The sequence below is a fragment of the Micromonospora sp. TSRI0369 genome (assembly GCF_001905625.1).
Lineage (GTDB): Bacteria > Actinomycetota > Actinomycetes > Mycobacteriales > Micromonosporaceae > Micromonospora > Micromonospora echinospora_A.
Window position 1 is genome coordinate 438,051 of the sequence record NZ_LIVU01000002.1, and the last position, 21,618, is coordinate 459,668.

The 21,618-nt window shown below is 71.2% G+C and carries 19 protein-coding genes; 12 read left to right on the forward strand and 7 right to left on the reverse strand.

Annotated elements, in window-relative coordinates; translation table 11 throughout:
- Positions 1-1,092, forward strand: coding sequence for an alpha/beta hydrolase fold domain-containing protein (locus AMK25_RS07250; protein WP_241826273.1), 1,092 nt, complete (start codon positions 1-3; stop codon positions 1,090-1,092).
- An 80-nt stretch (positions 1,093-1,172) separates the two neighbouring features.
- Here AMK25_RS07250 and AMK25_RS07255 read toward each other — a convergent pair whose 3' ends face one another.
- From AMK25_RS07255 to AMK25_RS07285, 7 genes are all read right to left on the reverse strand, one after another.
- The gene (locus AMK25_RS07255; RefSeq protein ID WP_241826299.1) at positions 1,173-1,808 is read right to left on the reverse strand and encodes a helix-turn-helix domain-containing protein; all 636 of its coding nucleotides are present in this window, start codon (positions 1,806-1,808) and stop codon (positions 1,173-1,175) included.
- A gap of 176 nt (positions 1,809-1,984) precedes the next feature.
- Positions 1,985-2,962 carry a cyclase family protein gene (locus AMK25_RS07260; RefSeq protein ID WP_073827360.1) on the reverse strand — a complete coding sequence of 326 codons (978 nt, stop codon included), beginning with the start codon at positions 2,960-2,962 and terminating at the stop codon, positions 1,985-1,987.
- Between the two features lie 20 nt (positions 2,963-2,982).
- Positions 2,983-3,441, reverse strand: a complete 459-nt coding sequence (locus tag AMK25_RS32180) for an acyl-CoA thioesterase (protein WP_073827361.1) — start codon at positions 3,439-3,441, stop codon at positions 2,983-2,985.
- Positions 3,442-3,449: 8 nt separating this feature from the next.
- Entirely contained in the window at positions 3,450-4,250 is an 801-nt protein-coding gene (locus AMK25_RS07270; protein ID WP_073827362.1) for an HpcH/HpaI aldolase family protein, read from the reverse strand.
- Positions 4,247-5,164 (reverse strand): hypothetical protein, encoded by a 918-nt coding sequence (locus AMK25_RS07275; protein ID WP_198937464.1) that lies wholly within the window; start codon positions 5,162-5,164, stop codon positions 4,247-4,249. Before AMK25_RS07275 ends, AMK25_RS07270 begins: the two co-directional genes overlap by 4 nt.
- A gap of 30 nt (positions 5,165-5,194) precedes the next feature.
- Positions 5,195-6,127 carry a 3-keto-5-aminohexanoate cleavage protein gene (locus tag AMK25_RS07280; protein WP_073827364.1) on the reverse strand — a complete coding sequence of 311 codons (933 nt, stop codon included), beginning with the start codon at positions 6,125-6,127 and terminating at the stop codon, positions 5,195-5,197.
- On the reverse strand, positions 6,124-7,047 hold the full coding sequence (locus AMK25_RS07285; RefSeq protein ID WP_073827365.1) for a DUF6282 family protein: 924 nt from the start codon (positions 7,045-7,047) through the stop codon (positions 6,124-6,126). The genes AMK25_RS07280 and AMK25_RS07285 overlap by 4 nt, the downstream gene beginning before the upstream one ends.
- 360 nt (positions 7,048-7,407) lie before the next feature.
- Between AMK25_RS07285 and AMK25_RS07290 the strand changes: the two genes are divergently transcribed.
- The 11 genes from AMK25_RS07290 to AMK25_RS07340 all read left to right on the forward strand — a co-directional run bounded on the left by AMK25_RS07290 (position 7,408) and on the right by AMK25_RS07340 (position 21,486).
- Entirely contained in the window at positions 7,408-8,190 is a 783-nt protein-coding gene (locus AMK25_RS07290; RefSeq protein WP_073827366.1) for an IclR family transcriptional regulator, read from the forward strand.
- A 40-nt stretch (positions 8,191-8,230) separates the two neighbouring features.
- Positions 8,231-9,097 carry an ABC transporter permease gene (locus tag AMK25_RS07295; RefSeq protein WP_073827367.1) on the forward strand — a complete coding sequence of 289 codons (867 nt, stop codon included), beginning with the start codon at positions 8,231-8,233 and terminating at the stop codon, positions 9,095-9,097.
- A complete protein-coding gene (locus AMK25_RS07300) occupies positions 9,094-9,951 on the forward strand; it encodes an ABC transporter permease (RefSeq protein WP_083664663.1) in 858 nt (285 codons plus the stop codon). The genes AMK25_RS07295 and AMK25_RS07300 overlap by 4 nt, the downstream gene beginning before the upstream one ends.
- 7 nt (positions 9,952-9,958) lie before the next feature.
- Positions 9,959-11,092 (forward strand): ABC transporter ATP-binding protein, encoded by a 1,134-nt coding sequence (locus AMK25_RS07305; protein WP_073827368.1) that lies wholly within the window; start codon positions 9,959-9,961, stop codon positions 11,090-11,092.
- A 162-nt stretch (positions 11,093-11,254) separates the two neighbouring features.
- Positions 11,255-12,328: an extracellular solute-binding protein gene (locus tag AMK25_RS07310; protein ID WP_083664664.1), complete on the forward strand. Its 1,074-nt coding sequence runs from the start codon at positions 11,255-11,257 to the stop codon at positions 12,326-12,328.
- Positions 12,329-12,434: 106 nt separating this feature from the next.
- Positions 12,435-13,148, forward strand: coding sequence for an IclR family transcriptional regulator (locus AMK25_RS07315; protein ID WP_158070663.1), 714 nt, complete (start codon positions 12,435-12,437; stop codon positions 13,146-13,148).
- A 366-nt stretch (positions 13,149-13,514) separates the two neighbouring features.
- On the forward strand, positions 13,515-15,548 hold the full coding sequence (locus AMK25_RS07320; RefSeq protein WP_073827773.1) for a nuclear transport factor 2 family protein: 2,034 nt from the start codon (positions 13,515-13,517) through the stop codon (positions 15,546-15,548).
- 274 nt (positions 15,549-15,822) lie between these two features.
- Complete coding sequence (locus AMK25_RS07325) at positions 15,823-17,838, forward strand: nuclear transport factor 2 family protein (protein ID WP_143194708.1); 2,016 nt, start codon at positions 15,823-15,825, stop codon at positions 17,836-17,838.
- Between the two features lie 180 nt (positions 17,839-18,018).
- Complete coding sequence (locus AMK25_RS07330) at positions 18,019-18,792, forward strand: SDR family NAD(P)-dependent oxidoreductase (RefSeq protein WP_073827372.1); 774 nt, start codon at positions 18,019-18,021, stop codon at positions 18,790-18,792.
- Entirely contained in the window at positions 18,785-20,062 is a 1,278-nt protein-coding gene (locus AMK25_RS07335; RefSeq protein WP_158070664.1) for an iron-containing alcohol dehydrogenase, read from the forward strand. Before AMK25_RS07330 ends, AMK25_RS07335 begins: the two co-directional genes overlap by 8 nt.
- Positions 20,059-21,486 (forward strand): NAD-dependent succinate-semialdehyde dehydrogenase, encoded by a 1,428-nt coding sequence (locus AMK25_RS07340; protein WP_073827373.1) that lies wholly within the window; start codon positions 20,059-20,061, stop codon positions 21,484-21,486. The genes AMK25_RS07335 and AMK25_RS07340 overlap by 4 nt, the downstream gene beginning before the upstream one ends.
- The last annotated feature ends 132 nt before the right edge of the window (positions 21,487-21,618 follow it).

Genomic DNA, 21,618 nt, shown 5'->3' on the forward strand with positions numbered 1-21,618 from the left:
GTGCGGCTCACCGTCGTGGTCGGCCCCGGGCTGGTGGCCGACACCGAGCTGCTGGCGTCGCTCGTCGCCACCAGTTGTGCCGAGCTGGACGTCACCGGCGAGGTCGTCACCGCCGCCTCGGCCGACGAGCTGCGGTCGCTGCTCGCCGCCGCGCAGGGCCCGGCTGTGGTGCTGCCCGGCCCCACCCCACCGGCCCGCGCGCTGATCGGCGCGCAGCCGCCGCACGCGGTCTGGTACGACCTCACCGTCGAGACGCCGGCGCCCGGCGCGGTCCATCTGGCCGGCCGAGGGCTGTGGGGCGTGACCTGGGCGATCCGGCACGCCGTGCACCGCTTCCGCGCGCCGGCCGACCGGATCGCCTACGGTCCCGACCCGGAGCAGTGGGGCGACCTGCGGCTGCCGTCGGCTCCGCGCACCGGGCCGGCGCCGGTCGCGGTGCTGCTGCACGGCGGGTTCTGGCGGTCGATCTGGGGAGCGGACCTGATGGACGCCCTCGCCGTCGACCTGGCCGCCCGCGGCTGGGCGTCCTGGAACCTGGAGTACCGGCGCCCGGACCGGCACGGCTGGGACGCGACCACACAGGATGTCGAAGCCGGCCTCACCGGGCTGCGGGACCTCGCCGCCGACCGGCCGCTCGACCTCGACCGGATCGTCGTCTTCGGCCACTCGGCCGGCGGGCAGCTCGCGCTGCGCGCCGCGGCGGACCTCGCCACGCGTACGGGCGGGCCGCGTGTCGCGCTCGCGGTGTCGCTGGCCGGGGTGCTCGACCTCACCGAGGGCGAGCGGCGCTTCCTCGGCGACGGCGCGATCTCCGCGGCTCTGGGCGGCTCACCGGCAACGGCCCCGCGCCGGTACGCCGAGAGCGACCCGATGCTCCGGCTGCCCGTCGGTGTCCCGACCCTCCTCGTGCAGGGGACGGCGGACAGTCTCGACCTGGTCGACGCCAACCGGCGTTACGCCGCGGCGGCAGCAGACGCGGGCGACGACATCCGCCACCTCGAACAGCCGGGCGACCACTTCGCCGTCATCGACCCGGCGTCGGTCATCTGGCGGGACACGATGACAGCAGTGGACGCCCGCCTCGGTCGCTGACACCTCGCCCTCCACCGAATCGCCATCCGTGTTCACCTGCGTGAAACCGGAGGGCGATTCGTGGCGCCCAGGGGCACCTGTCAGAACAGGCGGGGCGTGACCACCGAGACCACTGTGGTCACCGAGTCGGTGTCGTTGTACATCTGGTGCGGCACCGACGAGCGCAGGTGCACGCTGTCGCCCGGGCACAGCCGGTGCTCCACGCCCTCGACCTCGTAGAGCAGCTCACCGGAGATGACGTAGGCGAACTCCTCGCCCCGGTGGCCGTACGCGTTCTCCCGCCGCCCGCCGGGCGCGATGTGCACGAGCATCGGCTCCAGCACCAGTTCCGGCCCCCGGTCGGAGAGCATGCGGTAGGTCTGCTGCCCCGACACGTACTGCGTGGCCGACGTCTCCGCCCTGGTCAGCGTGAAGTGCCGGGGAAGCTGGGAGACGTTGCTGTCGGACGTGCCGTTGCCGGCGTCGAAGAAGTCGGCCACCGACTTGTCGAGGGCCTTGGCGACACTGCCCAGCGCGGTCAGGCCGATGGAGGAGATGCCGCGCTCGACCTGGGACAGGAAGCCGATCGACAGGCCGGAGCGGGAGGCGAGGCCGCGCAGCGTGAGCCCGCGCTCCTTGCGGTACCGCCGGATCCGGGCGCCGACCACGCCGGCCGGGGTGCTCTCGTCCGCGGCGCCACCGAGGGCGGCCTGCTCCGACGGCGGCTGACTGTCCATGGACCGCACGAGGACCTCCTGTTGCGGTGGCGGGGGGTGTCCGCCCGGGATGTTCGATCCTATCGAACATGCCCGCACTTGTGCGAGGGGTAGCCGGGGGGCATTTCCGGTCGGCTCCGGCGGTGTCATCCCTGGTGGACGGCGGCGCGGGCGCTCCGGCCGCCGTCGTGGGCCGCTCACTTGACGGCGAGCGCGTTCGGTGGCGACCCGACCCCGCCGGGCAGGTTCAGCGGCTTGCAGGTGAGGAAGAACTCGTAGACGCCGTCGGCGGCGCAGTCGTCGGCGAGGTCGTCGAGCTTCCACAGCTCGCCCAAGGCCATCCCGAGCAGCGCGATGAGCGGCCGGTGCAGCATGCCGCTGTGGTCGACCCCGCGCTCCGGCGGGCGGTCGTGGGGCGAGCGAAAGTCCGACTCCAGCACCGGGTCCGCCTCCACGGCCAGGTTGTCGGCGGCGACGAGCGCGATCTCGTGGTCCCACAACCAGCGCAGCACCGACTCGCGCTGGGCCAGCCCGGGGGAGCGGTTGCGGGTGTTGAACTCGACCCGTTCCTCGACGGACTTGGCGAGGTAGTTCCCGGCCCACCCGGTACGCAGCAGCAGCATGTCGCCGCCACGCCAGGACACGCCCTGCGCCCGCGCGACGGCGTCCAGCACCGTCTCGTCCAGCGCGATCGTCTGCTCGCAGTCGTACGGGCGGCCCTCGCGGGCGAAGTGCCGGGGGATGTCGAGGAGCACGCCCCGTCCGGCGATCCCGGCCTCCGCCCAGTGGTGGATGCCGAGCGCGGTCGAGTCCTGGTTGTTGTCGGCGGCGGTCAGCCCGCCGTAGAAGCCGTGGGCGGGGTGCCCGATGTGGCGCAGCGAATCGAGCTGCGAGGTGGACTGGAGGTAGAACGAGTCGATCCAGTCGTCGCGGTGCAGCGGGTTGTTGGCGAAGACGTGGTGTTCGGCGGGACGCCGGGTGCCGGTCGGGTAGGGCTCGAAGGCGTTGACCGGGTAGTCGAGGTTGAACCGCTCGCCCCGGCGGACCAGGCGGGCGGCGGCGGTCACCCGCTCCGGCGTCAGCCGGTTGATGCTGCCGAGCTGATCGCCCGGTCCGAAGACGTCCCAGGCGGCGCCGGGCACCGCGGCCGTGGAGAGCTCGTCGTAGGTCGGCACGGTGATTCCTTTCGGGCGGCTCAACGGAAGGTCAGCGGATCGCCCCGGTAGGGCGCCAGCGCCTCGCGCTCGGCGCCGGTCAGCGGCCGGGGCCGGCGGTCGGCCAGGTCGCAGACCACGAGCGTGGTCTGCGCGAGCAGGTACGTCGTCGTGCGCGCCTCGTCGACGAAGCGGAAGCTCAGGTCGAGGCTGCGGGAACCGGTACGGGACAGCCAGGCGTCGGCGAGGATCGACTGCCCGTGGTAGGCGAGCTCGCCGGTGAACTCCAGCCGGGCCGCCGCCGTCATGGTGAACGTCGCGGCGCCGAGCACGGCCAGCGCCGGCGGCCGCGCCGGATCGAACGTGCCGGGCAGGTCCGGCAGCCCGAACGTGCGGATCCGGGCCTCCTCGACGTAGCGCAGCCAGGTGACGTTGTTGACGTGGCCGTAGTGGTCGGTGTCGGCCCACCGCAGGTGCAGCGCCGTCGTGAGGGGTGCCACGGCGTGCCTCAGCGCCGGTGCCGCACGGCGCGGCCCGCCTGCACGGCGGCCCGGGCCGCCGCGCCGAGCAGGCTGGCGTCGTTGCTCAGCAGGGTGAAGGTGAAACCGGCGTCGGCCGCCCGCCGGACCGCGTCGGCGTCCGCCCCGCCGGCGTTGCCGATGGGTACGCCGGCGGCGAGGCAGTCCTTGACGGCGGCGGCGACGAGCGCGACGACCCGGGGATCGTCCTCGGTCGTGCCCTCGGACGTGGACAGATCCGCGGCCCCGACGAGCAGCGCGTCGACACCCGGCACCGCCGCGACGGCCCCGGCCGACGAGGCGGCCCGGGCGCTCTCGATCTGGGCGACGAGCACGACCTCCTCCTGTCCGTAGCGCAGGTACTCGGCGCGGGGCATGGCGCCCCACGCGCCGGCCCGGCTCGTGCTGCCCACGCCGCGGGCGCCGAGCGGCGGGAACCGGACCGCCGCGACGGCGGCTCGCGCCTGCTCGACGGTGTCCACGTGCGGGACCATGACGCCCTCGGCGCCCGCGTCGAGGACCCGCTGCGTGATGCCCGGGTCGAGCGCCGGGATCCGGACGATCGGGGCCAGCCCGAGATGGTTGGCGGTCCCGATCAGCTGATAGGCCGTCTGCAGGTCGATCGGGGCGTGTTCCAGGTCGACGACGACGAAGTCGAATCCGGCGAGCGCGAGCAGTTCCACGCTCTCCATCACCGGCAGCTTCACCCACGTGCCCAGCGCCGGGGCGTCCGGGCGGGCGAGCGCGGCCCGGAACCGGCTGCGCCTCGGGGTGGCCACGTCGGTGCTCATGCCGGCATCGGGTAGTCGTCGGCGTTGCGCACCCACCCGGTCTTGGCGGAGAAGTCCGCGCGCGGCGGCGCGAACATGTCGATCAGCTGCTGGTGGTCGCCGACGCCCTGGGTGGTGTGCACCGTCGGCGGCGGGATGACGCAGAGCGAGGGCACGCCGAGGCGGCCGTGGTCGTCCGGGCGCCATCGGGTGGAGTCGGGTCCCCAGGGGTAGCGGATGTGGTGGACGAACTCGCCCTTGACGCCGAACGAGAGCTGCTCGAAGTCGTCGTGCGAGTGCGGGGAGAGGCGCAGCGGGTCCCGCGGCGTCGGTTCCTCGGCCAGGAAATTGATCATCATGTTCGTGGTGCGGAAGATGCGCCCGAACCGGCCCGGCTCGATCGGGTGCTCGGCGAGCGGGTACACCCGCAGCCGGAACCCGTCCACCGGGTCGGGCCAGGCGGCGAGCGGCGCGCACCGGGGGTCGGGCTCGCGGTAGGCGGCCGCGTTGGCGGCCGCCCCGGCCAGGTCCGGGGCGAGAGTCGACAACACCCGGATCACCGGGCCGTCGGCGAGCGCCTCGACCACGCTGTCGCCGGGCGGCACCACCACGAACGCCTCGTGCGCCACCTCGGCGGAACCGCCGTCGGCGCTCACCCGCACCGGGGCGCTGCCGGAGTACATCAGCACCGCGTACTCGTCCGGCTGCGCCGACCGGGCGAACCGGTCGCCGGCCACCGCCTCGGTCCACGAGAGCACGAGGTGCTGGCCGCGTACCAGCCACGTCCGGCTGCCCGCGTCGCTGACCGTTGTCGGCGCCATGTCGTACAGCGCGAGGTACTGGGCCGGCCGGACCGGCGTGGACGGGTCCACAGAGCGCGACGGGGCAGCCGCCGCCAGTTGCGACCGGATGTCGTCCTTGGCATACATGGTCATGTCATCAGTCCCTGCGAAGTGTCGGTGGCGTCAACGGCTGATGTTCTGGCCGCCCTTGAGGCCGAGGATCGCCCGGGCCTCGTCGGGCGTCGCGATCGTGCGACCCAGGTCCTGCACGACCGACCGGACCTTGCGGACCTGCTGCGCGTTGCTGGTGGCGAGCTCGCTCTTGCCGATGTAGAGGTTGTCCTCCAGACCCACCCGGACATGCCCGCCCAGCCACGCGCTGTGGGTGCAGAACTGCATCTGATGCCGGCCCGCGGCGAACGCGGAGAAGTGGTACTCGGCGCCGAACAGCTTGTCGGCGATGGCGATCATGTGGGTCAGGTTGGCGTGGTCCGCGCCGATGCCGCCGAGGATGCCGAAGACGCCCTGGATGAACAGGGGCGGCCGGGCGAGACCGCGGTCCACGAAGTGGGCCAGGGTGTAGAGGTGCCCGATGTCGTAGCACTCGTACTCGAACCGGGTGCCGCCCTTCTCGCCGATCTCGCGCAGCGCGTACTCGATCTGGGCGAACGTGTTGATGAAGGGCTGCCGGTAGGTGTTCTCGACGTAGGGCTTCTCCCAGTCGTGCTTCCATCGGCTGACCCGCTCCGCGATGCCGGAGTAGACGAAGTTCATCGACCCCATGTTCAGCGAGGCGAGCTCCGGGCTGAACCGGGCCGCGGCGGCGAGCCGTTCCTCGATCGTCATCGACGAGGCGCCCCCGGTGGTGATGTTGATGACCGCGTCGCACTGATCGACGATCGGCGGGATGATCTCCTCGAACGTGGCCGGTTCGAACGCGGGCCGCCCGTCCGGGTGCCGCGCGTGCAGGTGGATGACCGCGGCGCCCGCCCGAGCCGCCTCCAGCGAGGACTGCACCACCTGCTCGGGGGAGAGCGGAAGGTGGTCGCTCTGCGAGGGCACGTGCACGGACCCGGTGACCGCCGCGCTGATGATGACCCTGTCCGCCCTGATCACGACGGGCTGTCCTCCAGGCCGAGCAGATAGGCCGGGTTCCCGGCGATCATCCGCCGGACGTCCTTCTCGGCCACCCCGTGGTCGAGCAGGCGCTGCACGATGTAGATGTAGCCGTCGACCGGCAACGGGTTGCCCTGCTGGCCCAGGTCCGAGCCGATGGTGGTGCGCTCGGGCCCGACGCGTTCGATCCAGCGCACGAGCTGCTCGATCGGCCAGCCCGGCTTCGGGACGCCGGGGTGGTACATCGCGATCTCGTGCTCGACGTACGCCCCCAGTCGCAGCAGCTCCTCGATGTCGCCGTCCGAGGCGCCCACGATGAAGTCGGGGTGCTGGACGAGAAGCCGGCGCACGCCCTTGTCGACGGCGACCGTGAACAGCGCCTTCATCGACTCGGCGTCGAGGTGGCCGCCGGTCAGCAGCGCGCCGGCGTCCGCGACGACCTCGACGACCTGCTCGGTCTGCGCGGAGACGGACCCGGTGTCGTCGAACACCGAGACCTCGCTCTCCAGCAGGTCGAGGCCCGAGGTCGGGAATCCGTGCTCGTGGCTGTGGTGCTCGATGTGCTGGCGCGCGGACACGGTGGGCGCCCACACGCACCGGCCGCCCATCCGCAGGCTCATCGCGACGGCCGAGGGGTTGATGCCGCCGACCTCGGAGTTCAGCGCGACGCCGCCGTAGACGGGTGTCGGCGCCTCCTTCAGCCAGGGGCCCATGGCGAGCAGGTCCATGACGGTGTTGTGGTGGTGCGACTTCACCAGCAGCGCCCGCAGGCCGATGCGTGCGGCGTCGTACGACGCCTCGACGTGGTTGATCCGCCGCGGGAAAGGGCTCGGGCCGGAGTGGCAGTGCAGGTCAACCGTGCCGTCCAGGACCTTCAACAGCCCTGGGGGGACCGGCTGGCCATCCTTCGAGACGCCCATCGACTCCTCCTGTTCGTCCCATGAACTTGTCGTTCAGCATACGGACGAGCACAGCTCGTGTCCATGGGCCGCCGAACGGCGTAATGGCTGCGCCGGGCCCGCGAAAGGACCATTGTGTTGCGCGCGGGTTACCGGTTATCGTCCGCATACCGAAAGCGGTAGCTCGCAAAACGAACGCCCGGTCTCGGGTCAACCATCGGTCGTGCCGGATCCGCCCAGCGCTCGCGCCTCGTCGGCGTGCCCGTCGAGGCGTCGAGCGGAAGAGCCTTCGTTCGCATCGTGCATGGCTCTGCTCGCATGTGAACTTTTGCTTGCCCTGGACCGGGTCCCCGGAAGGATGCGTCCGGCAAGGAGGTGACGATGAGCGCCGATCCCGACGACCAGCGAACCAGCCCCGTTCCGGCGACAGTGGACACGGATCGCACCATGATCCAGTCCATCGACCGGGCCGCGAACGTCCTCGCGCTGCTCGATCAGCACACCCGGAGTCTCGCCCCGGGTCTGGTGGCCGAGCGCCTCGGCCTCAACCGGACGACCGCGCACCGCTACCTCCAGTCCCTGCAACGGGCCGGCTTCCTGAGCGCGTCGTTCGGCCCCGGCCCGCTGCTCGACCAGCTCTTCGCCCTCGTCTCGGTCCGCCAGCAACTCCTCACGCTGGCGCCGGCGATCATGCGACAGCTCTCGGACACGACCGGCCTCACCACAGTGCTGAGCTTCCTCGGACGCTCCGGCGCGGTGGTGACGCTCGTCGAGGAGCCGCACCAGGGCACCATCGTGCTGACCGCCCGGGTCGGGACGGTGCTGGAGCTCAAGGCCGCGCAGACCCGCGTCCTGCTCGCCTTCCAGGCCGATCCGGCCACCGTGACGCGGGCCCACGCGAGCCTCACCCCGGCCGAGGCGGCAGTGGAGCGGCAGGCGCTGGCCCGGGTACGGCGGCACCGCATCGCCTGGGCGGACCTGGACCGGGCCGGCCTGGCCTCGGTGGCGGTGCCGATCTTCGCCACCTACGACGTGCAGGCCGCGATGGGCCTGCTCGGCACGACCGAGATGCTCAACCCCGCGGACCGGCCCTCGGCGCGCGTCGCCGCGCTGGAACAGGCGGCCGAGACCCTCGGCTCCATGATCGCGACCAGCCATGCATGACAGGCGAGCCCGGGACGCCGGGCGGAAGGCGGAAACAGAAATGCCAGGTCTCCTACGGCGGCTCCGGCCGCGTCCGCAGTGGTTGCTCCTCGTGCCGGCGCTCACCCTGCTCGCCTGGATCCTGCTCGTGCCGCTCGGCAACAGCTTCCTGCGCAGCGTCGGCAACGGCGACTGGACCCTGCGGCACTACGAGTCGCTCTTCACCGACGGCGTGACGATGCGGGTGCTCCTCCGCACCGCGATGACGGCGGCGGCGGTCACCGTCATCGCCTTCCTGCTCGGCTATCCCTACGCCTACCTGATGACCCGCGTCGGTCCGCGCATGCGGGGCGTGCTGCTGGTCATCGTGCTGATCCCGTTCTGGACCTCGGTCATGGCCCGCAACTACGCCTGGATCGTCATCCTGCAACGCAACGGACCGGTGCACTCCTTCTTCGAACTGTTCGGCCTGGACGTCGTGCTCTACGGCACGGTGGCCGGCGTGACGGTCGCGATGAGCCAGGTGCTGCTCCCGTTCATGGTGCTGCCGTTGTTCAGCGCGCTGTCCGGCATCGACCGGCGGCTCCTGCTGGCCGCGCGCGGTCTCGGCTCCCACCCACTGGTCGCGTTCTGGAAGATCTACTGGCCGCTGTCGCGCGCCGGCGTGGTCGCGGGACTGATCCTCGTGTTCACCCTGAGCCTCGGCTTCTACGTCACGCCGGCCCTGCTCGGGTCGCCGCAGCAGTCCCTCGTCGCGCAACTGCTCGGCCAGCGCACCACCCTGCTGCTCGACTTCTCGGGCGCCGGCGCGCTGGGGATGCTCGTGCTCGTCGTCACCCTCGTGCTCGTCGCCTGGGCGAACCGCCTCGGCGGAACCATCTCGGCGATCGGCGTCGTCGCCGCCGCCAGGACGAAGGACCAGCCATGACCGCGACGAAGACCGACCAACCTCCGCGTACGCCCCGGCGACCCGCCCCGGCCCGCCGGCGTCGCCGCGCCACCACCGTCGACCCGATCCCCTGGTGGCTCAAGCTCGTCGGCGCCCTGGTGGCGCTGTACTTCATCCTGCCCACCCTGTTCGTCATCCCGATGAGCTTCAGCACGGCGTCGACGTTCCAGTTCCCGCCCACCGGCTTCTCGCTCAAGCTGTACGAGAACTTCTTCACCGACCCGACCTGGCTCGCGTCGTTGCGTACCTCGGTGCTGGTCGGCGTGCTCGCCGCGTCGCTCGCCACGGTGGTCGGCACCGCCGCCGCCATCGGCCTGCACAGCCTGACCGGGCGGCTCGCGCGGCTCGCGCGGACGCTGCTGATGGTCTCGATCGTCACGCCGTCGATCGTGATCGCGGTCGCGGTCTACATCTCGTTCCTCAAGTGGCACCTCGTCGGCACGCTGAGCGGTTACGTGTTCGCCCACGCCGCGATCGGCGTGCCGTTCGTGCTGGTGTCGGTGACGAGCGCGCTCAGCGGCTTCGACCCGAAGCTGCTGCGGGCGTCGGCGTCGCTGGGCGCGACGCCGATGCGGACCTTCCTGTTCGTGACCATGCCGCTGATCAGCCGGGGGATCGTCACCGGCGCCATCTTCGCGTTCGTGACCTCGTTCGACGAGGTGGTGATCGCGCTGTTCCTCCGCGCTCCGACGTTCCAGACGCTGCCGGTGCAGATGTACAACAGCGTCACCGTCGAGATCGACCCCACCATCGCCGCGTCGTCCAGCCTGGTCGTCGTCGCGGTCACCGTCATCTGCCTCGTGCTGTTCGTGGGCAACCGAAAGAGCCGATAGGAGCATCATGTCCGCATCCACGTTCCGCACGGCCGCGCCCACGCCGACGTCCACGGCAGCCGGGACCCAGATCCGGCTCAGTAACGTGACGAAGGACTTCGGACTGAGCCACCCGGCCGTCGACGACGTCTCACTGACCATCGAACCGGGCGAGTTCATGACTCTGCTCGGGCCGAGCGGCTCGGGCAAGACCACCACGCTCAACCTCATCGCCGGGTTCGAGACGCTCACCACCGGCGCCATCTCGTTCGACGGCGTGGACGTGAGCCGGTTGCCGCCGCACCGGCGCAACCTCGGCATGCTCTTCCAGAACTACGCGCTCTTCCCGCACATGACCGTCGCCCAGAACGTCGCCTACCCGCTGCGGGAGCGCCGCATGTCCAAGCCGGACATCGCGCGCAAGGTCGCGGAGGTGCTCGAACTCGTCCAGCTGACCGGCCGGGACGGGCACTACCCGGCGCAGCTGTCCGGGGGGCAGCAGCAGCGGGTCGCGCTGGCCCGGGCCATCGTCTTCGGCCCGACCGCGCTGCTGCTGGACGAGCCGCTCGGCGCGCTGGACCGCAACCTGCGCGCCACGCTGCAACTGGAGATCCGCCGCATCCACCGGGAGGTCGGCTCGACGTTCGTCTTCGTCACCCACGACCAGGAGGAGGCGATGAACCTGTCCGACCGGATCGCGCTCTTCAACGACGGGCGGATCGAGCAGCTGGGCCATCCCGAGGCGCTCTACCAGTCGCCGGAGACGCTGTTCACCGCGCGGTTCCTCGGCGACTCGACGGTCTTCACGCTGTCGCAGGCGACCGGTACGACGGCGGTCTGGGAGGGCGAGGTGTGGTCGGTCGACAGCCGTACCGTGTCGGGCCTGGTGCGTGAGGGCCGCCCGGCCGCCCTGGTGGTGCGGCCGGAGGACGTGCGGATCGCGGCCGACCGGGACGCGGTCCCGCCGGACGCGAACTGCGCGGCGGCGATCGTCCGCGACATCGAGTACATGGGGGCCTACCGGACCGCCATGCTGTCGCTCGGTGGAGCCGGCGACGTGATGGGCCGGGCCCGGCTGGACGCGCTGGAGAGCGACCTACGGATCGGCCAGCCCGTGGTCGCCTGGTGGCGAGTGGACCGGCAACGCATCGTCGCAGGCTAGCTGCGTTCACCATGCGCACATTCGACCGCACGCTTTGGTAACGAACTCGTTCCACGCTCTTGTTGGGCACGTTACGCCCTCGCTACTGTTCACTATACGAAGCACCAATCCATATTCCGAACAGTCAGCCCGCGTTGGCGGGCCATAGCCGAAGGAAGTGACATGGTGTTGAGAACATCCCGCGTCCTCGCGGTCCTCGTGGCGACCGCGGTGGTCTCGATGACCGCCGCCTGCGGCGGAGACGAACCGGCCGCCGCGGTGGACCCCGAGGGGGACGTCAAGCTCACGTTCGTCGCCTACGGCGGCGTCGGCCAGGAAGCGATGATCAAGCACTACCAGGAGCCCTACACCAAGGCGCACCCGAACGTCACCTTCACCAACACCTCGCCGCCCGACGTGGCGCAGGTGAAGGCCCAGGTCGAGAGCGGAGCGGTGCTCTGGGACGTGGTGGCGACCGCGCCGGCCGCCGCCACCCAGAACTGCGGGACGCTCTTCGAGCCGCTCGACTTCTCCGGCGTCGACAAGAGCAACCTGGCGGAAGGCACGATCGGCAAGTGCTACATCGGCAACTTCATCAACGCCTCGCCCTTCGCCTACCGCACCGACGCGTTCCCGGACCCGAGCAAGGCGCCCAAGAGCATCAAGGACTTCTTCGACGTCCAGAATTTCCCCGGCCAGCGCGGGATCCTGACCAACCTGCAGAACGGCATCCTTGAATACCCGCTGCTCGCCGACGGTGTGGAGCCCGACGCGCTCTACCCGCTCGACGTCGATCGCTCACTGAAGAAGCTCAACACGATCCGCAAGGTGACCACGTTCGCGCCGAACGTCGGCGCGCTCCAGCAGGCGGTCGGCGCCAAGCAGGTCGACATGTTCCTGCTCGCCGACGCGCGGCTCGTGCCGTTGATGGACGAGGGCGCGGACATCACCGTGGTGTGGGACGTGACGGTGGCCTCGATCAACTGCTTCGCCGTACCGAAGGGGTCGCCGAAGAAGGTGGTCGCGGAGCGGTTCCTGTCCACAGTGGTGAGCCCGGAGGCGGTGGCCGGCATCTCCGAGGCGCTCGGCACCGCGCCGGTGAACCTCGCCGCCAAGCCGAACCTGTCGGAGAACGCGAAGAAGGTCGAAGTCTACGGCGACGCCAACACCGGCAAGACCGTGCTGCAGGACGTCCAGTGGTACGCCGACAACTTCAACGAGGTCACCGCCAAGCTCACCAACTGGCTCGCCGGCTGAGGTGACCCCCAGGTAGCGATTCGTCCGTCATGTGAACTACGCTTCGGGGGTGGCGAACTTTGATCCGAACGAAGCCTCGAACTCGGACATCCGGGCGGTTGCGCGCGTGGGCCAGATCTGCGCGCTCTTCGGTCCCCGGGTCGTCGAGCTCACGGCCGCGGACGTCGCCGAACGGACGGGTCTGAACCGCACCACCGCCTACCGCTACTGCGCGTCGATGACTGCCGCCGGCATTCTCGAACGGGGGACGCGGCGCGGGACGTTCGCCCTCGGCGGACTGATGCTGGAACTGGGAATTCGGGCGCTGGGACGCCAGCGGATCGTCGAGATCGCCGGGCCCCACCTGCGGAAGCTGAGCACCGACGCGCGGATGACGGCGGTGCTCAGCGTCCGCGGCGCCCAGGGGCCGGTGGTGACCCTGGTCGAGGAGGACACCAGCCGCCAGGTCGTGGTCACCGTGCACCCCGGCACCAAGCTCGACGCGAGCGCCGCGCAGACGCACGTGTACCTCGCGTACGCCGACGCGGCCGTGATGGATCTGCTGGCAGCCGACATGTCCCCGGCCGAGCGCGCCCGGCTGGACTCCGAGGTCTACGCCGCGCGCCGGCAGGGGTACAGCGTGGCGCGGCACAGCGGCGGCCTGTTCGCGGTGGCCGCCCCGGTCTTCGACGAGAAGGGCCTGTGCGCCACTGTCGCCCTCCTCGGCGCCGGGGACGTCGCCGAGCTGTCCGCCGCCATCGAGCTGCTGGTGGCGACCGCCACGACCCTGACCAACGAACTCGGCGCCCCCGCCGACAGCGCGCCCAACGTCGACGAGTAGCGGCCCGGCTCTCCCACGCGCCGCCGTCGACGCCCGCGCCACCCCCGGCTCCAGCCCACACCCCTAACTCCTTGATCACCGGCAGCGCGGCGCGCTCCACAGCGGCCGAGCGCGAGGACACGCGCGGTGATCATGAGGTTGGCCGGGAGAAAACGGGCGAAACTCGCGGTCAACTTCATGATCGACGGCATTGGGCGCGCCCCACGTCGGGCGAGAAGTTCGTATGCCGGAATGTTTCTTGCGGCAGGTGAACACGTCACGTACGTTCACCGCATCGCCCTCCGGCCGGACCTGGCGATGCCAGAGCTCTCCCTCCACCCATTCCGCGCGGGATTCCGCACGGCATCAACGGACAGGGATGTGACGATGAAACCTCTGACAAGACGGCTGACGGCAACGGTGACCGGGCTTCTGCTGGTGGCCGGCGTGAACGTCGCGGTGCGGGCGCCGCACGCGGCGGCGAGCGGGAACGCGCCGGTGAGCATCGACTCGCTCGCCCGGGACGTCGAACGGGTCGAGTCGCTGCGCGAGGTCAAGGACGTGCAGCGGTCGTACGCCCACCTGGCCCAGTTCGGGCGCTGGGCGGACATGGCGAAGCTGTTCAGCGCGAACGGCACGTTGCAGTGGGGCAGTCAGGTGGTGAGCGGCCACCACGCCATCAAGGGGTGGCTCGCGGCGGAGGCCGGGGACATGAACGGCGCCCGGCCGGGCGCGCTGCACACCACGGTGATCGACCAGCCGCTGGTGAACCTCTCGCCGGACGGCCGCACTGCGAAGGGTCGCTGGTCGGGCATCCGGTTCCTGGGCGACGGGGCCGGCGCGGCGCGCATCGACGGCGGCATCTACCAGAACGAGTACGTGCTGGAGAAGGGCGAGTGGAAGATCTCGCTGCTGCGCTACTACCCGCTCTACGAGGGGGACTACGCCACCGGCTTCCGGACGATCAACCGCCAGCCGGTGCCGGTCGTGCCGTACCACTTCACGCCCGATGTCGCCGGCGTGCCGATCCCCGCGGCGACCGGGCCGGCGCCGAAGACCCGGTTCAACGCCAAGGAGCTGGCCGACCGCATCGGCGCGCTCAACGACGAGGACTCGGTGCGCAACCTGCAGCACGCGTACGGCTACTACGTCGACCGGCGGATGTGGAGCGACGTGGTCGACCTGTTCACCAACGGCGCGAAAGTGACCATCGACGGTGTGGGTGTCTTCCGCAACGCCGTGGGTGTGCGCCAGGCGATGGAGCGGATGGGGCCGGAGGGTCTGACGCAGGGGGTGCTCAACGACCGGCCGCTGTTCGACACGATCGTCGACGTGGAGGACAACGGCAAGAAGGCGACCGCCCGGGGCATCGAGGTCGGCATGCTCAACGACTCCGGTGGCGCCTCGTGGCAGTTCTCCGTCTTCACGAACCACTTCGTCAAGCAGGGCGGGCTGTGGAAGCTCAAGGAGATGCACCTGACGCCGCTGGTCACCGCGCCCTACGGCACCGGCTGGGGCGACGGCGGCACCGGCCCGGCGGCTTCCGGGAAGCCGCCGAAGTTCCTCGACGTGGCCGGCCGTACGCCCGCGCCGAAGCCCGGCAAGGCCGCCGGTGGTCCGAAGGGGCCGAAGGAGGACCTGGCCGACCTGCAGCGGAGGCTGAACCGCTCGGTCGCGTTCGACGGGGCGGAGAACGTCTCGGCGGCGTACAGCTACTACATCGACGACAGTAGGTGGCCGGAGATGGCGGCCGTGCACGCTGTGGACGGCCACAAGCTGTCCCCGTTCGCCGGCTGGAACGTGACGCGCGAGCGGATCCTCGGCTCGGTGGTGTCGACGTACGGCAACACGCCACCGCCGACGCAGAAGTCCTTCCTGGTGCTGCACTGGCGGCCGCAGCCGGTGATCGACGTCTCGCACGACGGCCGGTCGGCGTCGGTCCGGGCCCGGCTCATGCACGTCAACGCCTCGACCGTCAACGCCGGGTACATCAACGGCGCGATGTACAACGACCAGTTCGTGCTGGAGGACGGCATCTGGCGGATCTGGAGCCTGGACATCGACGAGTTCTACTGGCAGTCGCCGAACTGGGCCCAGGGCTGGGGTGGCGTGGCCCCGCGTGACCCGAGCCTGCCCGACCCGCCGCCGAGCAACCTGGTGAACACCTACCCGCCGGATGTCCTGCACAGCGCGCTGGGCGAGCGGTCCCGCGGCTTCCGCGGCGGCAGTCCCGGATACATCCAGTGGCCGGACATCGTGCCGATGTGGTTCCACTACCGCAACCCGGTGAGCGGGCGGGTGCCGCCGCACTTCTGGTACGACTGCGCGCCCTGCGAGGTGCGGCCGGACTGGAGCATGACGCGGTACGGCTACCAGCTGCCGCCGACCGGACCGCAGATCGACGGGCTGGAGGTGGGCTGATCCGTCCCTGACGGCTGACCGTCGCGACCGTCCCGAGGCGCCTCTTCCCGCATCCGGCGGGGAGGGGCGCCTCCGCGTGCCTGCCGCACTCGGGCGTCCCCCCAGTCGATGGCGAGATGGTGCGGGTTGGGCAAAGTTCATCTGGCGTAACTGCTCTTGCGCCCTTCGAACATGTCCCGTACGTTTCCGGCAACTGCCTCCGGTCGTGAACTCCACGGCCGCCCGCCGACCCACGGGGATTCCACATACGACAGCAACGGACAGGGATGTGAAGATGAGACGTCTGACAAGACGGCTGACCGCGACAGCCTCCGCACTGCTGCTGGTCGCCGCCGGAATGGTCGCCCTCCAGGCGCCCCCGGCCGCGGCCACCACCCCGACGATCACCCTCGACACGCTCGCCCGGGACCTCGTCCGCGTCGAGTCGCTGCGCGAGGTCAAGGACGTGCAGCGCACGTACGCGCACCTGGCGCAGTACGGCAGATGGTCGGACATGGCGGCGCTGTTCAGCACCGACGCCACGTTCCGCTGGGGCGACGAGACGGTCACCGGCCGGCCCGCGATCCGCAACTGGCTGGAGGCCGACGCCGGCGCGATGAACGGCGTCAACCCGGGCTCACTGCACACCGTCATCGTCGACCAGCCCCTGGTGAACCTCTCCGTCGACGGCCTGTCCGCGAAGGCGCGCTGGAACGGCTTCCGCTTCCTCGGCGACGGCGCGGGCGCAGCCCGGATCGAGGGCGGCATCTACGAGAACGAGTACGTGTTCGAGAACGGCCGCTGGCGGATCTCCCTGCTGCACTACTACCCGCAGTACGAGGGCGACTACGCCACCGGCTGGCGCAACAAGGACCTCGCGCTGCTGCCGATCGTCCCGTACCACTTCACCCCGGACGAGGCCGGCGTGCCGATCCCGGAGCCGGTCGGCCCGGCCCCACGGGCCGGCACGACGGTCAACAAGGTGGCGGCCCGCATCGACAAGCTCAACAGCGAGGACGCGGTCCGCAACCTGCAGCACGCCTACGGCTACTACGTCGACCGCCGGATGTGGTCCGACGTGGTCGACCTGTTCGCCAACGGCGCCACGGTGTCCATCGACAACGTGGGCACGTTCCGGGGCGCCGCCGGTGTCCGCCAGGCGATGGAGCGGATGGGCCCGGAGAACCTCAGCCAGGGCATCCTCAACGAGCGGATCCAGTTCGACACGATCGTCGACGTGCACACCAGCGGCACGCAGGCGACCGCCCGGGGCATCGAGTTCGCCATGGTCGGCGACGCCAACACCCGCGCGGCGTCGTGGGAGATCTCCGTGTTCCACAACCACTTCGTCAAGCAGGGCGGGTTGTGGAAGCTCAAGGACATGAACATCACGCCGCTGGTGATCGCCCCGTACTCCACCGGCTGGGGTGACGGCGGTATCGCGCCGGCGCCGACCCGGGTGCCGGCCTTCCTCGACGTGGAGGCGCGCAGCCAGAAGAACGCCGGCGGCGCGGCGTCGTCCAACCGGAACCTGGCCGACCTCGACCGCCGGCTGTCCCGTTCGCTGGCGTTCGACGGGGCGGAGAACGTCTCGATGGCGTACACCGCCTACCTGGACGACCTCCGGATCTACGACATGGCGCAGATCCACGCCGAGTTCGGCCACAAGCTGTCGCCGTTCGCCGGCTACTTCCAGGGCCCGGAGCGGATCCGGCAGGCCGGGGTGACGGTCTACGGAACCAACCCGTCGACGATGCGCGCCAGCATCTCGTACCACTGGCGGCCGCAACCGGTGATCCTCGTGTCCGAGGACGGACGGTCGGCGACGATGCGCGCCCGGCTGCTCCAGCCGCGGACGTCGAGGACGAACGCCGGTGCGTTCAACGGCGCGATGTACAACGACGAGTTCGTGCTCGAGAACGGCATCTGGCGCATCTGGAGCCTGACCATCGACGAGTTCTACTGGCAGTCGACCAACTGGGCCGGCGGCTGGGCCGCGGCGAACCCGCGCAACCCGGAGCTGCCGGACCCGGCACCCAGCACGCTGGTGACCCGGTACCCGCCGGACGTGCTGCTCAGCAGCATGGGTGAGCGCTCGCGCGGGTTCCAGGGCGGTTCCCCCGGTTACATCGCGTGGCCCGGGATCGTGCCGATGTGGTTCCACTACAAGAACCCGGTGAGCGGGCGCGAGCCGCAGTTCTACTGGCCGCAGTGCGCGCCGTGCGAGGTGCGGCCGGACTGGCGGATGACCGAGCACGGCTGGCAGCAGCCGCCGCTCGGCCCGCAGGTCGACGGGGTGGACCTGGGCTGACCCGGGGCGACACCGCGCCGTCAGTGGGGGGAGCGCCTCTTCCGACTCCGGTCGGGAGGGGCGCTCCGCCGTCACGACGACTGTGGACACACAAGACCGCGCTCCGTAATATGAACTTCGGTTGCGCTATCCGAACATTGCTGCTCACCGGCAGCCGTCGAGAAGAGGGATAGAGAAGCCATGCCGGACCCGCAGAACCGCCCCCTCCCGTTGGCGGGCAAGGTCGTCCTCGTCGTCGGCGCCAGCGCGGGCATCGGCGCCGACGCCGCCCGGGTGTTCGCCGCCGACGGCGCCTCGCTGATGCTCGTCGCCCGCTCCGAGGGGCCACTGGAGAAGATCGCCCTGGAACTCGCCTCGGCCGGGCACGACGTCGACCACGTCACCGGTGACATCTCCGTCGCCCGCGACGTCGCGCGCGTAGTGGACCGGACCGTCGAGCGGTTCGGCCGGCTCGACGGCGCCTTCAACAACGCCGCGATGACGCAGGGCGGCCGGCTGGACCAGGTCCCCGAGGAGGACTTCGACCGGATCATGGCGGTGAACGTCAAGGGCACCTGGTTGTGCGTCCGCGAGCAGGTGCGGGTCATGCTCGGCCGGGGTGCCGGCTCGATCGTCAACGTGAGCAGCATCGGCGGGCTGCGCGGCAGCTCCGGCCTGGGCGCGTACCAGGCGACCAAGCACGCGGTCATCGGCCTGACCCGTACCGCCGCGCACGACTTCGGCCCGCTCGGGATCCGGGTGAACGTGATCGCGCCCGGTCCCACCGAGACGCCGATGCTGGCCCAGACCCGGCTGGCGATTCCCGGCGGGGTCGAGGCCCGGATCGCGGCGACCCCGCTGCGCAAGGCGGGCACCGGCACGGAGGTCGGCGCGACCGCGTCGTTCCTGCTGAGCGACCGGGCGAGCCACATCAGCGGGGCGGTGCTCCCGGTGGACGGTGGCTTCAGTGCCTGACGAGACCGCGGTGGCCGCGCCGACCGGCGCCGGCGACGACCTCCGCTCCGCCGCCGTCGGCACGCTCCGCCTTCCCCCACGGATCCACTTCGGGTACGGCGCCCGCCGGCACCTGCCGGAGGTCGTCCGGGTGCACGGCCGGAGCGTACTCGCCGTGGTCGACCCGTTCCTGGTGCGGACGCCGATCTTCCGCGAGACGGTGGACGCCCTGACCGAGGCCCGGCTGGACGTGCTGGTCCACTCCGACATCACGCCGGAACTCCCGGTCGACACCCTCGACGCCGCGGTCGCCACCGCCCGCGACTACCGCGCGGAGGTGGTCCTGGCGATCGGCGGCGGCAGCGCGCTCGACGCCGCCAAACTGATCGCGCTGCTGTCGGCCTACGGCGGCCCGGCGCACCGCTACTACGGCGAGAACCTCGTGCCCGGGCCGATCGTGCCGCTGGTCGCGGTGCCGACGACGGCGGGCACCGGGTCGGAGGTGACACCCGTCGCGGTCGTGTCCGACCCCGGCCGCGAACTCAAGGTGGGCATCTCCAGCCCTTTCCTGGTGCCCTCGGCCGCTGTGGTCGACCCGGAGTTCACGCTCGGGACGCCCGCGACGGTGACCGCCTGGTCCGGCATCGACGCGCTGGTGCACGCGGTCGAGTCGTTCACGGCCCGGCCGTTCGACCTCGACTGGTCGGGCGTGCTCCCGGTGTTCACCGGACGCAACGTGCTGAGTGAGTCGGTCGCGTTGCAGGCGGCGGCGCGCCTGGGTCCGTGGCTGCCGGTCGCGGTCCACCAGCCCGGCGACCGGCGGGCACGGCACGAGGTGGCGCTGGGCTCGCTGCTCGGCGGGATGGCGTTCGGCGCGACCGGCACCCACCTGTGCCACGCCCTGCAGTACCCGATCGGCGCGCTCACGAAGACGCCGCACGGGCTCGGCACCGGGTTGATGCTCCCGTACGTCATCGACACGCTGATGGCGCAGCCGGCGGTCGCCGAGCGGCTCGCGGCGCTCGGCGCGGCGCTCGAAGCGATCCCGGCCGCGGACGCCTCCGCGGCGCGGACGCTCGCCCGGGTGGTCGAGATCAACCGGGAGATCGGCGTGCCGCGGACGCTCGCCGAGATCGGGCTGACGCGCGGCCAGCTTCCGCAGATCGCCGAGCTGGGGCTCAGGTCCACCCGGCTGATCGCGGCCGCGCCGGTGGACCCGTCCCGCGAGCTGCTGCTCGACATCCTGGAACGCGCCCACGGCGGCGCCCTGGCGAATGGGAGTCTCAGGTGAACCTGCTCGCGGACCTCTTCATCGACGGGCAGTGGCGGCCCGGCTCCGACGGCCGCCGGTTCGACGTGACCGACCCCGCCGACCTCTCCACCATCGCCCAGTTCGCCGTCGCCACGGAGCGGGACTGCATGGCCGCTGTCGACGCCGCGGCGGCGGCCCAGCCCGCCTGGGCCGCGACCGCGCCGCGCGAGCGCAGCGAGCTTCTGCGCCGGGCGTACGAGATCCTCACCGACGAGGTGGAGGTCTTCGCCGAGCTCATGGTCCGCGAGAACGGCAAGTCGTGGGCGGACGCGATCGGCGAGGCCAACTACGCCAAGGAGTTCTTCCGCTGGTTCGCCGAGGAGGCCGTCCGGGTGCCGGGCGACTACCGCCTCTCCCCGGCGGGGGACAAGCGGATCGTCGTGGACCGGCAGCCCATCGGCGTGTCCCTGCTGGTCACGCCGTGGAACTTCCCGGCCGCGATGGCCACGCGCAAGCTCGGCCCGGCGCTGGCGGCCGGGTGCACGACGATTCTCAAGCCCGCCCGGGAGACGCCGCTGACCGCCGCCTACGTCGTGGAGGTCCTGCGCCGTGCCGGCGTGCCGCGCGGCGTGGTCAACCTGGTCACTCCGGTGCCGACCGGCCCGCTGGTGAAGCGGATGATCGACCGCCCCGAGGTCCGCAAGCTCTCCTTCACCGGCTCCACCGAGGTCGGCCGCGAGCTGCTGCACGCCTGCGCCGACAGCGTGGTGAGCACGTCGATGGAGCTCGGCGGCAACGCCCCGCTCGTCGTGCTGCCGGGCGCGGACCTGGACACCGCCGTGGAGGGAGCGCTGCTGGCCAAGATGCGCAACGGCGGGTCCGCCTGCACCGCGGCCAACCGCTTCTACGTCCATTCCTCCGTACATGACGAGTTCGTCGCCCGGATGGACGCCGCCCTCGCCGCGGTGTCGGTCGGGCCGGGACTCGACCGGGCGAACGACCTCGGCGCGCTCGTCTCGGTGGCCGAACGGGACAAGGTGGCGGACCTGGTCCGGACCGCTGTCGCGGAAGGGGCCACAGTGGTACGCGGCGGACGGTCCGCGGCCCACGGCGCGTTCTACGACGCGACGCTGCTGACCGGCGTGGCGCACGGCTCCACCATCACCACTACCGAGATCTTCGGGCCGGTCACCGCTGTGGTCCGGTTCGACCACGTCGACGACGCGGTCCGGATGGCGAACGACACCGTCTACGGCCTGATGGCGTACGTCTTCGGTGAGGAACGGGAGGCGATGGCCGTCGCCCGGCGTCTGGAAGCCGGGATGGTGGCAGTGAACCGGGGTGTCGTCAGCGACCCGGCCGCCCCGTTCGGCGGGGTCAAGCAGAGCGGCCTCGGCCGGGAGGGCGGCTCCGAGGGCATCCTGGAGTTCCTGGAGGAGAAGTACATCGCGCTCACCGCGTGACCGCCCGAACCTCTCGACGAAGCGCCCGGCTCCGGCCGGGCGCTTCTCGTGTTCCGGTGACCCGTGCCGGTCCACTGTGCGCGCTCCGGCGCGGGTGCCCGTCGCGGCCGTGCCGTACTTGTCGTTCTTAAG

What these genes read in the sequence shown, in the direction of transcription:
- AMK25_RS07255 (WP_241826299.1), bottom strand. Translation starts at nt 1,808, where the DNA reads ATGGACAGTCAGCCGCCGTCGGAGCAGGCCGCCCTCGGTGGCGCCGCG.
- AMK25_RS07270 (WP_073827362.1), bottom strand. Translation starts at nt 4,250, where the DNA reads ATGAGCACCGACGTGGCCACCCCGAGGCGCAGCCGGTTCCGGGCCGCG.
- AMK25_RS07275 (WP_198937464.1), bottom strand. Translation starts at nt 5,164, where the DNA reads ATGACCATGTATGCCAAGGACGACATCCGGTCGCAACTGGCGGCGGCT.
- AMK25_RS07285 (WP_073827365.1), bottom strand. Translation starts at nt 7,047, where the DNA reads ATGGGCGTCTCGAAGGATGGCCAGCCGGTCCCCCCAGGGCTGTTGAAG.
- AMK25_RS07290 (WP_073827366.1), top strand. Translation starts at nt 7,408, where the DNA reads ATGAGCGCCGATCCCGACGACCAGCGAACCAGCCCCGTTCCGGCGACA.
- AMK25_RS07295 (WP_073827367.1), top strand. Translation starts at nt 8,231, where the DNA reads ATGCCAGGTCTCCTACGGCGGCTCCGGCCGCGTCCGCAGTGGTTGCTC.
- AMK25_RS07300 (WP_083664663.1), top strand. Translation starts at nt 9,094, where the DNA reads ATGACCGCGACGAAGACCGACCAACCTCCGCGTACGCCCCGGCGACCC.
- AMK25_RS07305 (WP_073827368.1), top strand. Translation starts at nt 9,959, where the DNA reads ATGTCCGCATCCACGTTCCGCACGGCCGCGCCCACGCCGACGTCCACG.
- AMK25_RS07310 (WP_083664664.1), top strand. Translation starts at nt 11,255, where the DNA reads ATGGTGTTGAGAACATCCCGCGTCCTCGCGGTCCTCGTGGCGACCGCG.
- AMK25_RS07320 (WP_073827773.1), top strand. Translation starts at nt 13,515, where the DNA reads ATGAAACCTCTGACAAGACGGCTGACGGCAACGGTGACCGGGCTTCTG.
- AMK25_RS07325 (WP_143194708.1), top strand. Translation starts at nt 15,823, where the DNA reads ATGAGACGTCTGACAAGACGGCTGACCGCGACAGCCTCCGCACTGCTG.
- AMK25_RS07330 (WP_073827372.1), top strand. Translation starts at nt 18,019, where the DNA reads ATGCCGGACCCGCAGAACCGCCCCCTCCCGTTGGCGGGCAAGGTCGTC.